This is a genomic window from Clostridium sp. RTP31139st1_H3_RTP31139_211217 (assembly GCF_040227035.1).
In the GTDB taxonomy this organism is placed as follows: domain Bacteria; phylum Bacillota; class Clostridia; order Clostridiales; family Clostridiaceae; genus Clostridium; species Clostridium saudiense.
In genome coordinates, this window is record NZ_JBCOAB010000071.1 from 1 (window position 1) to 12,978 (window position 12,978).

Below are 12,978 nucleotides of genomic sequence, written 5' to 3' on the forward strand. Positions count from 1 at the left end.
TACTTTGAGTCTTTGTTTTAAGACTCTCAAAAGAATTGCTGGTTTACTTTAACTATATTCTGTTCAATTTTCAAAGATCATTTATTGTGTCGCACTCAAGCGACTTCCTTATCTTATCACTTTGTCACTTTCGTGTCAACATTTTTTTGAACTTATTTTTTCAAGTTTTTTTAACTTGTTTCAGTTCTTAAATGTTTCCCTCAAGGACAAGGACTATTCTATCACAGCTTTTCCGCCTCAAATATATTATAAGTATAATTATTAAAATTTATTCATCATTTACTATGTTTTTTCGTTATTTTTCTCTTTTTTTCTATTATTGATACACCAGGTATAGAGTATGGTATAATCTATAGTATTTTTTCTGTTTTCTACATTTCAATAGTTATTTTTATCTATTTATAACTTATATATACATAATATGCTTATCAATAAATTTGCTAAATATTATATAAAAAAACTAATTTTATAGAATTTTATATTTTTTAATATTATAATAAGTAATATATTCTATGCACCTATAGCTCAGTTGGATAGAGTGCTGGACTTCGAATCCAGGCGTCAGGGGTTCAAATCCCTTTAGGTGCACCATCTAAAAAAGGTATCGCATTATTAATGATGCGATACCTTTTTCATATTATTATATACCTAAATAACTATTTATAACTTTTCCAAAATTATTATTCTTTAAAACACTTAAAGTAACTCCCACAATCTCATAGCTACTCGTAAGATCATTATCCTTACATGCAACTGACAATTCTTTCATTATTTCATTACATAATAATTTTATATCTGAATTATTAAAAACAATGTTTATATCACTTGCTGAATTTTTTATACTTCTTTCTAACTTCTGTATTTGGAAATCTTCAAACTTCCCATTTCTTTTTACAACTCTCATATGTACCCTACCCCTTTTTTCTTTCATAATATACTCTTATACTTATAAAGTAATAATTTTTTTAAGACCTTATATTACTTTATATTTTACTCCACTTAAATTCGCTGTTCAATAGTTACCAATTTATGAATTTACTATAAAATAATATTAACTATATAAATAAACCTAATAAACAAAAATAAAAACTTCAAATTTACCAACAATTATTTTCTATAAAATAATCTAAAGTAAATTTGAAGTTTTATTATGTCATTATTATATATTAAAATGGAACTTCTTCCTGAATTACTTCATTAACAGCTTTTTTCTTACTATCAATAAAAGTAAATTCACTTAATATTATGTCTACCTTGTATTTCTTTTCACCTTCACTATTTAAATAACTACTAGTTCTTAATTTCCCTTCAACGGCTAGCTTACTTCCCTTACCAACATTATGAGCCAATATTACAGCCTTCTTACCAAATGCTACTACTTCAACAAACGTTGCAATTCTTTCATTCTTTCTAACACTGTACTCATTAATTGCTAAAGTAAATCTAACATACTTTCCTTCACCTTCATCATTCTTATACTCTTTTAACTCTAAATCATTTACCACATTACCAACTAAAGAAACTTTATTCATATTTCTAACCTCCAAGAATTATTTATTTTAATTCTTGACAAGCTTTCTTGTTATTATACATATAAATTATATTTTTTTATTTTAATTTATAATCACTAGTAATCATATCTACACCTATACCTATAAGCATATTAGCCTCTTCTTCAGTCTTTACATCCCATACATTAACTACTGCTCCATTTTCATGGGCTAGACGTACATTTTCAGCAGTTACTCTATCTTTTCTAACATCTATTCCATAATTACCATACTCTTTTAATAAATTAATATTTTCTAAACTTATATCACTTAAATATTGAAATTGAATCTTATAACTATACTGTCTAATATATTTTATCCATTCATATGATGTTGAAATTATTATAGATTCATCTTCTAGTCCATGCCCCTTAATCTTATCCACAACTTCTTTTACATTATTAACATTTATATCCTTAAACTCAATTACTGGAACTAACTTATTTTTTTTACAGCAAATTAAATATTCATCTAAAGTAGGTATCTTTAAATTTTTATACTTTTTAATATTATTTCCACTATCAATATTTAGTGCCTTAACCTCAACTAAACTCATACTCTGAATTTTACCAACACCGTTTGTCATTCTATCAACATCATTATCATGGAATATAATAAGACTTCCATCCCTAAGTGAATACAAATCACATTCAGCTCCCCACATTCCAAGATCTGCTGCTTTCACAAAAGAGGGAATTGTATTTTCTGGTTCATATGCACTTGCACCCCTATGTCCTATTAATTTTACATCAATATTTTCATGATTGAATGCCTTAATACTACTACTAGGTAATATTAATATTAAAGTTAATATTAATACCCTAAAACCCTTATTAATTATTTTCATTTTACCTCTTCCTTCTTTTATACCTTTTTCATATTTTCCTCCCCTAACTATTAAATATATTATTAATCTTTATCGTCCTAAAAATACACAAATAATGTCATAAAAATAGGCGTTACTTCCGTAACGCCTAAATAATACTATTTAATTATAGCTTCTCTTAATTTATCAGATGCACTTGTTAATGCAGTTTGCCAATCTTCTACAGTTTTAGTTCCATTCATTATAGAATCAATGATTAATATATAAGAATCATTCCAAACTAATCCTTCAACTGGCTCTGTTGCTGCAAATCCACCCATAACCGGTTTTGCTCCATTATCATAAACACTTAACATCTCAATTTGTAAATCATCTAAATATTTACTAGCAATATCAATTGCCCCTTCTACAGGAACTACTGACTTACCTAATTCAGCAATTATTCCAACAGCTTCATCACTATACATATAAGCCATGAATTCTTCTGCTAATGATGTATTAGCTGCATCAGCCGGTATATACATTTGTTCAAAATAGTTATAAGAATACATATCTCCACCATCTTCAAATGCTGGATATGCACTAAATCCCCATTCAAATCCATCTGCTCTAGGGGCATCTTCCATTTCACTTGGTAACCAATCACCATTTGGAATAAATAAAGCTTTATTATCTAAAATTAATTGTTGATTCTTTTTAAAGTTATCATCATTTGCATTTGCCACTACTGAAGGTTCTGTATAATCTTTTAATTTTGCTATAATTTCTAATACTCTAGTTGCATCATCTGAAGTCCAGAATCCCTCTTCATAATTCATTGCTTTATTAAATGCCTCTATTCCTCCAGAAGCAGCTAACATTGCTGGCATTACAGAATCAAAATATCCTGCTGTTGGATATGCAAATAAATAAATGCCTTCTGACTTAGCCTTATCTCCTAAAGCAAAGAACTCGTCCCACGTCTTTGGTACTTCGTATCCTTTTTCTTCAAATAATCCTTTGTTATAAAACAATCCAGTTGGACTATAAAATAAAGGTGCTAAATAAACTTTTCCATCACCATATGGAGCTGTAGATGAAGTTTCTAAAAATCCTGGTAATATTTTATCTTTTACAGTAACATCTTCACCTGGTACAGTCATATTCATAACATTAGTTAAGTCATGCAGAGCTTGTTCATTTATAAAAGTTTCTGTTAAAGCCTCTGGTCTTCCAGTTGCTAAATATATTAAATCAGGTACATTTCCACCTTGAATTTGAGGTCTAATTATTTCTTCTAAATTAGAAGCAGCTATTAATTCAACTGTAACCCCTTCATGACTTTCTTCAAACTTTTTAGCAAGCTTATTCCAATGTTCAACTCCACGCCCACCATCTAATGCAGCTATTTTTAAAACTGTTTCTTCAGTAGCTGAAGTTGCAGCCTCTTCATCAGTCTCACCTTCTTTACTCGATGTTGAGCTCCCACAACCTGCAAATAATGTTGCCACCATAAGTGCACTTAATATCATTGACAATTTCTTAAACTTCATAAAATTCTCCCCCTCACCTTTTATAACTATATATTACATAATTGTAAACGTTTAATCAATAAGCTTATTGTTATATTTTTTAGTTATTTTGCGTTTTTAGCAATTTAACTTTATTTTACAAATTAAACCTTTCTTCAACTATTTTTCTTATTTCCTCTGCCTTTTCTAAAGTATCCATTTCAGCAAATACCCTTAATACAGGTTCTGTTCCTGAAAAACGAACTATTATCCAACCACCATTTTTAAAATAAACCTTATATCCATCTTCATACGAAACTCTTTCAACATCATAATTAAATTCAATTGGCTCTCTCTTAGCCATTAATATATCAATAAGATCTTGCTTTTTCTTTTGGGTCATTTTATAATCCCTTTCAGTCATATATAATCTTCCATATTCATTACATATATCTTCATATATTTCCGATAAAGATTTTCCTGTTACCGCTATCATTTCAACTAATAATGAAGCTGCATAAACACCATCCTTTCCTTGAATATGACCTTTGACTGTTAATCCCCCACTAGATTCTCCACCTATTATTGCATTAGTTTCTATCATTTTTGAAGAAATATGCTTAAAACCAACTGGCACCTCATAACATTCTTCTCCAAAGCTTTGTGCAACTCTATCTAAAAGTTCTGTCGTAGCAATGTTTCTAACAACAGGTCCATTCCACCCCTTATATTTTAATAAATAATAATATAATAAAACTAAAATATCATTTGGATGTAGGAACCTTCCGTTATTATCTATTACACCAAGCCTATCTGCATCTCCATCAGTAGCTATCCCAATATCATATTTTCTATCTATAACATAATTTTGAAGAGATTTTAAATTAGCTGCATTTGGGGTAGGTAGTTTTCCACCAAATAAAGTATCATGTCTTTCATTAATAACATCTAATTCACACCTTGCAGTTGCAAGTATAGTTCTAAGTGATGTTTGACTTACACCATACATTGGATCTAAAACAACCCTTAAATGTGCATTTCTAATTGCTTCTACATTTATTTGAGATAAAATACAGTCTATATATTCATTAAATGGATTATCATAAATTATTAATTCTTTTTCTATAGCCTCTTCAAAATCTATTGATTTTAACTCTTCATTTTCATATTTAGAAATATAATTTTCAACATCATTTGTTACTATTTCATCTGCATCCTTTCCTCCCTTAGTAAATAGTTTTACCCCATTATAAAGTGCAGGATTATGACTTGCAGTTATTGCCATTCCATAGTCTAAACCTAACCTTTTAACTTCAAACATAATTAATGGCGTAGGCACCCCTCTGTGAATAAACAAAACTTTAATTCCCTCATATGCTAAAACTTCTGATATCCACATTGTAGCTTCTTTTGATAAAAATCTTCTATCATATCCTACAACTATAGTTTTATTTTCAACCTTTTCATCTTTCATTTTTCTAGCCACAGCTCTAGCTAATTGCTGAACATTATCTTTTGTAAAATCCTCTCCAATTATTGCTCTAAATCCACCAGTACCAAATTTAATCATACTATCACACCTCTACTATATTATTACTTAAACATTTATTTACTATATTTTTCATTTCATTTAACTTTTCTTCTATATCCTTAACAAGTTTAAGTTGTGTTCTAGTCCTATCAAGATTTTGATCATTATAGTTTGTTTTATAATAAACATCTCCATTTAAATAATCTGTTAAAAACCTAATTCCCTGTTCTAATGTAATTATTTTTACTGCCATCGGTAATAATTCAATTTCTTTTTCAGTTAAACTATTTGCTGTCCCCTCTAAAAAACCTTTTGTAAATGCTTCAAAAAATTCTAAATCAATAAATACTTTGTTTAAATCCTTTTCATCCTCCGAAACATGTGTTGCTCCACTTCTAATAGCATCTCCAAAATCATATAAAGAAAGTCCTGGCATTATAGTATCTAAATCTATAACACAAATCCCTTCCTTGGTTTTTGCATCCATAAGAATATTACTAATTTTAGTGTCATTATGTGTTACCCTTAATGGTAATTTACCTTTCTGAAGTAAATCCACTAAAATTGATGTATCACTCTTTCTTTCAATAATAAAGTTAACTTCATTTATTACATTATCTAATCTATTTGCCTTATTTCTTTCAATAGCATTTATAAATGATTTATATCTTTCTTTTGTATTATGAAAATTAGGTATTGTTTCATATAAACTTTCTGCATTATAATCTATTAGCATATTTTGAAACTCTCCAAATGTTTTTCCTACTTTGTAGAAATCTCCTGTTGATTCACTAACATCATAAGTTACTGTGTTCTTAATAAATTTAATAACTCTCCAGTAATTCCCCTTGGAATCACAATAAAAACTCTTGCCATCATTAGTTAGAACTACAGTAATAGTCTGCCTATCTATATCCCCACCTCTTTTGCAAATTATATCTTTTAGATAATCACATACATTACAATAGTTTTCCATTAACTTATTAACATTTTTAAAAACTGAATTATTTATTCTCTGAAGAATATATTTATTTTTACTACCCTTATCATTACAAACAACTAAGAAAGTATCATTAATTATTCCACTTCCAAATGGTGTTACCCTTATAATATCTCCCTTGAAGTTAAATTTTTTTAGCGCTTCTACTGTTTTATCTAAACATTTGTCACACATTTCGCCCTAATTTCCTCCCATAAATTCTTATGATAAACCCCTTCCTTAATCAGATTTTCAATAGCACGTCTTACAATGTATTTATCTTCTTTATAAGTTACCCCATACCATTTATCCCCTGATTCCATAACCTTAACAGATATTCTATTCTCACTTAATAAATTACTTACAACTGAAGGTATAAAATACTCACTCTTCTTTGGATTTAATTTAACCTCTGTATCTAAGAATTTTTTGAATCCAACTTCTAATTCTTCAAATATGTTAGTATTAAATGCCCACATATTCATTGATACAGTTGAATTGTAATCAAGTTCTGCCCAATTTTCATCATCCTCTGTATAAAAAGCTGCCTCCCCCTTTTTTATTATTTTTGTCCTTTCAACTACTTCTTCTAAGTATCCGCTTTTAACCTTACAAACCCCTCTTGCAACATGCCCATTTTCTGAAAGTGTATTACTCAACTTATACCCTATCATTCCATACGTATTTTCATCTTTATTATTGATTAAAAACTCATATATCTTTCTAAATGCCTCTTGCCCATAAAAATCATCTGCATTTATCACTACAAATGGTGCATCCACAATATCTCTTGCACACAATATAGCTTGTCCAGTTCCCCACGGTTTTGTTCTTTCATTCGGAACTTTATATCCCTTTGGGAGATTTTCTATTTCTTGAATTGCATATTTTACTTCTGCATATTTCTCTAATTTATTTCCTATAAGATTCTTAAATTCAGCTTCAATTTCTTTTCTCAAAATAAATACTATTTTTTCAAATCCTGCTTTTATAGCATCATGCACAGCTAACTCTAATAATACCTCACCATTTGGTCCAATTTTGTCTATCTGCTTTAATCCACCATATCTACTTCCTAATCCAGCTGCCATTATTAATAATATTGGTTTCATATATATTCTCTCCCTCCTTTATTGATATTTTCTATTGTATAAATATAACTCTGCAAGCAAACATGTTAATCCTACCAACATAATAAACAATCCCTTATATCCATGAATCGCATTTCCTTTTATAACTAAGAATACCGATACTATAAATACTAAACTATAGATTACTTTTTTAATCATAAAATCACTCCTATAGGTAGTTATGAATTTTTAGTTAGAAGTTATGAGCTATCTTTTCAATTTAGCCTTTATAACACAATTCATTAATTAACCACTAACTTCTAAACACTAACTAATTTTGCTCCATTTAATTTCCCCTGGCTGTAATTCAAATTTTATTTTATTGCCACTTCCATCATATATAATTGTACTTTGCTTTTCATGGGAGTTATTAATTACAGCATATTTATTACTTTCTAAATATGCTGATACTTCACAATTCAAATTATCTGCATACCATTTTTTCATTTCCTTTTCCTTATGTGATGCATAAAAACAACTTCTCATAAGTATACGGGTATTTTGAAGTGAATATGGAAGTCCTGCAATATATACTGCTCTTCCTTTTCCGTAGTCATTTGAAGACATCAATAAATCTCCATTTCTATAACAAATTATTTCTGTTTCTTTACTCTTTGAATAAATATTTTTTTGCCCTTCACCAAAATCAATTTCTTCAATAACATCTTCTGTAATGAAATGTTTATCAAGTTGCGTATTGAAATATTTATCTGTACTTAATGAGAATCCTAATTCTTTATCTACGCCTAATGCTTCTGCTAATTGAAAGAAATGTCCTCCTTCTAATACTGCTGAAGGTTCCCCTACTCCAACAAAACCTCCACCATTATAAATCCATTCTCTTAAAGTACTTATTATTTCTTTATCAAGCCACTTATCGCCTCCGCTAAATGCAGTTCCTGCATCTCCAGCATTAATTATCACATCTATGTCACTTGAGATTCCGTTTTCCTTGATATCATCAAAGCTTATAAATTCAACATCAAAATTCATACCACTTAGTGATTCTATTATTCCTAAGTAAGTATATATTTGCTTATACCATAATGCATGTGCAACCATATGAGTTTGCCAACTTCTTAGTTTTCCCCAACAATTAAGTACTCCTACCTTTAATCCGCAGTAAGGCTTATTTCCTCCAATATTATCATATATTTCTCTAAATTCACCACAAACGTTTTCAATATAATCAACAAACTTCGGAAACTTATATGCTAATGATAAGTATCCCCCATATCCAATTCTATCTACAGGTTTTCTCATTAAGGCTCTTCTTGCAGTTACCCAATTTTCTCTCGCTTCTATTGTAGGATCATTCCCTTCATAAAATGTATCTGGAAAGAAATATGGTAAGAATCTACCCTCTGTATATTTGACACCTGGAATATCTGAAATCATTCTAAGTGTTGCTCCACCACCAACAGAGCCAACTATTCCATCTATTCCTATAGAAGAAAAATATTTTCCATAAGGCTCTGTACCGATCCAATTATCACCTAAAAACATCATAGCTTCCCTTCCATCCTCATGCACAATATCTACAAGTTTTTTCACATTTTCTGCAACAAATTTTTGTTGAAAATCAATATAATCTAAATATTCTCTAGAAGGAACTCTAAATGAAGAATTATAATATCCTTGATCAACAATATGCTCTGGCCTTAATGCATAACCTTTTTCCTTTTTAAATTCTTCTAAACACTCTGGACTTACACTTGAGCTATATCCAAACCAATCTACAAACTTTTCTTTAGCTAAATCATTAAACACTAAAGTAAAATGATAAAAGAAAGTAGTAAATCTAACTATGTTTGATTCTTTATGTTCATCAAGCCACTTATGCATAGCTTCAAAAATATATTTATTAGTTTTTGGCTTTCTTGCATCAAAAGGCATTTCATGTGGTTTATTTCCCCAGTTATTTGTAATGTGATTATACATTTGGGTTGGATCCCATATACAATAAGCCAAAAATGTTACTGTATATTCATGCCATTTAATTGTATTTTCTATAATAACTTCTTGAGTTTTCTCATTATATTTCCACAAGGAAGCATCTATAACCTCATTGCTCGTTCTATCAATTACTTCCCACCAAACTTTTATATCATGATAAATATCTGGTTGAACCTGCTGTTCAAAATATCCATCCATTATTTTTATTACTAGCTTATCTTCAGTTGCAACATGATGCTTTGTCATTAAATATGTTTGTTGTAATTCTTCTTTATTAGCCTCTGCCCATTTATTATCTCCACGAGCAACGAAATAAGTTGAATATATTCTTTCAGCCAATCCTTTTATTTCTTTTGGTAGCTTAAATCCATCACAATCTCTAATCCCATCAGCCCCCCACTTTTCAGCTATTTCCATAGTTTCTTTTATAAAATTATCATCTGTTGGTATCGTAACTCTTCCTTTACTCATCATCATTTCCCCCTATTCTTTTATACCGCCTACTGTCATTCCTTCAGTTAATTGTTTTTGCACTAAAATATAAAGTATTATTGTTGGAATCATTACTATAGCTAATCCAGCATACATTGCACCATAATCTGTTGCTGTTTTTTGTACTTGCATTAAATTCAATAAACCAACTGGTAAGGTTTTTGATGAATTAGGAAGTAATGTTAATGCTATAATATATTCATTCCAAAAAGCTAAAAATTGAAATAATATTACAGTTATAATACTTGGCTTAGCCATTGGTATTATTACTTTAATTAAAGTTTGCAAATAACTACAACCATCTATCATCGCTGCTTCTTCATAAGCTCTTGGTAAAGTTTTTAAATAATTAGATAGTAAATAAATAGTAAATGGTAGTGCTGTTGAAGCATAAACCAGAGCTAGTACAATTTTGTTATCTAAAAATACAGTCATTGATAATGGAAGTGCAAATATTTGTTTTATTGCTTTATCTGCATCTAATATTAATAAGAATATTGGCACTACAATATAGTTAACATTTATAAATAATCCTGCTGCAAATATAGTATTTAAAAGCTTTTTACTTTTAAAGTTAAATCTTGATAACACATATGCTGCTGGAATTGAAATTACTAAAAGAATTACTAATGCCAAAGCAGTTACAAATAAAGAGTTAAAAAAATATTCTCCCATATGCGATTTAATAAATGCAGTTTTAAAGTTTTCTAAATAAAGTCCTTCTGGTAGAGCCCATGGATTTCCATAAAATTCAGATTTATGTTTAAATGCTGCAAGTATCGACCATCCTAATGGTATTAATATACTTAATGCAAATAGTATTAAGCATAAATATATAAAAGCCTTCATTAATTTATTAGTTGATTTTTTCTTATTCTTTTTTGTAATTACAGGATTTATATTTAAATTACTTTCTGGTATATTTTCCACAATTACCACCCCCTAATACTCAATTACATCTCTTTCTGTTATTTTGCTAATTATTAATGATAATCCAAATGAAAATAAGAATATTACAACTCCTATTGCCATCCCATACCCATATGATGAATTACCATAAGCTTGTTTATACATATATCCTAAGAAAGATTCTGATGCTCCATCAGGTCCTCCACCAGTCATTACTTTTACAAATAAGAAACTTAAATTGATACAACTTATTATAAAGAATGTTAATGTAGTTCTTATTGTTCCCCATACAAGAGGCAATGTTATACTAAAAAATTGTTTAAACTTTGAAGCTCCTTCTAAATCTGCCGCTTCGTATAAACTTTCCGGAATACTACTCATTGCTGACATGTACATAACCATATAATAACCAACAGCTTGCCAAATCATTGCTACTGCAATACACCATACTACTGTACTTGGATTTCCAAGCCACATTCGTTTCCAATTTTCTAACTTTAATAAATCTAAAGTCGCGTTTAATATTCCTTGATTTGGATCCAAAATTGCTGAAAATATTGCTGATATCACAACTACGGATAAAATATTTGGTAAGTAAAAAATTATTCTAAATAAATTATTGAATTTAATATCCTTTCGTATTAATACTGCTGCTAATGCTATTGCTAATATTAAAGTAACAATAGTTACAAATACTATTAAAAATAGTGTATTTTGAAATGATTTTATAAACTTTTCATCTTTAAACAATATAATAAAATTATTTAATCCTACGAATTTCTTATTATTTGTTAGTCCACCCCATTTAAATAATGACATCCAAAATACATTTAAAGTTGGAATAATCATAAATACAAAAAATAAAATAAATGATGGAATAACTGATAAAGCTATAAATAGTTTTTTAGATTTACTATTCTTTTTCAAATAAAACCACTCCCCTTGTCTTTTTCTTACATCCCTTGATTTTATTTTACTTATTTGTAAACTTTTACACAACAAATTTATTGCTTATTTTTTTAGTTATATTGCTATTTCCGCAATATATCCTAAATATATTTTATTCTTTTCTATTTAATATAAATAATGCTATAATTTAACTATTAAGCATTATTTTGAGGTGATTTATGAGTAATACAAGATATACAGTTAATGAAAAGAACATATATGATATTGATTTTGAATTGCTTTATATAAGCAAATCTAAATATGGTGATGATTGGCATAGTACATCTCATTCACATCCATTTACTGAAATTTTCTTCATAACTCATGGGCATGGATTTATGGATATAGATGATGTGATCGTTTCTATAAAGGAGGGTGACTTAATTATTATTAATCCTAACTGTTCTCATACAGAAAAATCTACTAATAATTCTTTTGATCAATTAGAATATATTGTGTTTGGAATAAATAACTTGGCTTTAGCCAATGATAATATTTCTTGTTTAGGTATTGAAGTAGAAACTCCTATTTACTATAAAATAATGAATTTTAATAATGATAAAGTTGAAATATTAAATTATTTAAATAATTTAGTGCGCGAAGTTGAAAATAAGGATTCTAACTATGAATTGGCATGCAAAAGTATCTTAACTCTATTTATTATATATATATCTAGAAAAGCTAAGTCTAATTTACTTATTACCACTAATCCCGAAAAATTAAATATTGAATGTGTTAAAATTAAAAATTATATTGACTCTCACTATTCTGAAAATATTACTTTAGATACTTTATCAAATTTGAGTTATGTGAATAAATTTCATTTAGTTCATTTATTCACAAAGCAAATGGGAACCTCACCTATTAATTATTTAATCAATAAAAGAATTGAAGAAGCTAAAAATCTTTTAACAACTACAAATCATTCAATTAGAGATATATCTACTATAGTTGGTTTTTCTAATTCATCTTATTTCAGTCAAATGTTTAAAAAAACAACTGGTGATTCTCCTAGAAATTATAAAAATTTATATTCATCTTTAAAATGATTTTAAATAAAAAAAAGACAATCTTAACGATTGTCTTTTCTAATGGAGCGGGTAGTGGGAATCGAACCCACCTTTCCAGCTTGGAAGGCTGGAGTATTACCGATATACGATACCCGCA

12 protein-coding genes and 2 tRNA genes are annotated in these 12,978 nt (G+C 28.6%); 2 read left to right on the forward strand and 12 right to left on the reverse strand.

Annotated features, from left to right (window positions below; genetic code table 11):
* The first annotated feature begins 514 nt into the window (after positions 1-514).
* Positions 515-591, forward strand: a tRNA-Arg gene (locus ABUA17_RS17510).
* Positions 592-640: 49 nt separating this feature from the next.
* Here ABUA17_RS17510 and ABUA17_RS17515 read toward each other — a convergent pair.
* From ABUA17_RS17515 to ABUA17_RS17565, 11 genes are all read right to left on the reverse strand, one after another.
* Positions 641-904 (reverse strand): ATP cone domain-containing protein, encoded by a 264-nt coding sequence (locus ABUA17_RS17515; protein ID WP_070098873.1) that lies wholly within the window; start codon positions 902-904, stop codon positions 641-643.
* A gap of 262 nt (positions 905-1,166) precedes the next feature.
* Positions 1,167-1,532, reverse strand: a complete 366-nt coding sequence (locus ABUA17_RS17520) for a single-stranded DNA-binding protein (protein WP_042403076.1) — start codon at positions 1,530-1,532, stop codon at positions 1,167-1,169.
* A gap of 76 nt (positions 1,533-1,608) precedes the next feature.
* Entirely contained in the window at positions 1,609-2,397 is a 789-nt protein-coding gene (locus ABUA17_RS17525) for a glycerophosphodiester phosphodiesterase (protein WP_055292337.1), read from the reverse strand.
* A 137-nt stretch (positions 2,398-2,534) separates the two neighbouring features.
* The gene (locus tag ABUA17_RS17530) at positions 2,535-3,908 is read right to left on the reverse strand and encodes a carbohydrate ABC transporter substrate-binding protein (protein ID WP_349818192.1); all 1,374 of its coding nucleotides are present in this window, start codon (positions 3,906-3,908) and stop codon (positions 2,535-2,537) included.
* 115 nt (positions 3,909-4,023) lie between these two features.
* On the reverse strand, positions 4,024-5,436 hold the full coding sequence (locus ABUA17_RS17535) for a phosphoglucomutase/phosphomannomutase family protein (protein WP_042402690.1): 1,413 nt from the start codon (positions 5,434-5,436) through the stop codon (positions 4,024-4,026).
* A gap of 4 nt (positions 5,437-5,440) precedes the next feature.
* On the reverse strand, positions 5,441-6,571 hold the full coding sequence (locus tag ABUA17_RS17540; protein ID WP_055277953.1) for a phosphotransferase enzyme family protein: 1,131 nt from the start codon (positions 6,569-6,571) through the stop codon (positions 5,441-5,443).
* Positions 6,553-7,488 carry a nucleotidyltransferase family protein gene (locus ABUA17_RS17545; RefSeq protein ID WP_042402693.1) on the reverse strand — a complete coding sequence of 312 codons (936 nt, stop codon included), beginning with the start codon at positions 7,486-7,488 and terminating at the stop codon, positions 6,553-6,555. Before ABUA17_RS17545 ends, ABUA17_RS17540 begins: the two co-directional genes overlap by 19 nt.
* Positions 7,489-7,506: 18 nt before the next feature.
* Positions 7,507-7,665 carry a DUF6903 family protein gene (locus ABUA17_RS17550; protein WP_156327501.1) on the reverse strand — a complete coding sequence of 53 codons (159 nt, stop codon included), beginning with the start codon at positions 7,663-7,665 and terminating at the stop codon, positions 7,507-7,509.
* 108 nt (positions 7,666-7,773) lie between these two features.
* On the reverse strand, positions 7,774-9,933 hold the full coding sequence (gene gnpA, locus ABUA17_RS17555) for a 1,3-beta-galactosyl-N-acetylhexosamine phosphorylase (protein WP_082423944.1): 2,160 nt from the start codon (positions 9,931-9,933) through the stop codon (positions 7,774-7,776).
* A 12-nt stretch (positions 9,934-9,945) separates the two neighbouring features.
* Complete coding sequence (locus ABUA17_RS17560) at positions 9,946-10,803, reverse strand: carbohydrate ABC transporter permease (protein ID WP_042402703.1); 858 nt, start codon at positions 10,801-10,803, stop codon at positions 9,946-9,948.
* 93 nt (positions 10,804-10,896) lie between these two features.
* Complete coding sequence (locus ABUA17_RS17565) at positions 10,897-11,790, reverse strand: carbohydrate ABC transporter permease (protein WP_042402697.1); 894 nt, start codon at positions 11,788-11,790, stop codon at positions 10,897-10,899.
* 200 nt (positions 11,791-11,990) lie between these two features.
* Here ABUA17_RS17565 and ABUA17_RS17570 point away from each other — a divergent pair, with 200 nt between their 5' ends.
* A complete protein-coding gene (locus tag ABUA17_RS17570; protein WP_042402700.1) occupies positions 11,991-12,860 on the forward strand; it encodes an AraC family transcriptional regulator in 870 nt (289 codons plus the stop codon).
* Positions 12,861-12,903: 43 nt separating this feature from the next.
* Here ABUA17_RS17570 and ABUA17_RS17575 read toward each other — a convergent pair.
* A tRNA-Gly gene (locus ABUA17_RS17575) sits at positions 12,904-12,977 on the reverse strand.
* Position 12,978 lies beyond the last annotated feature (1 nt).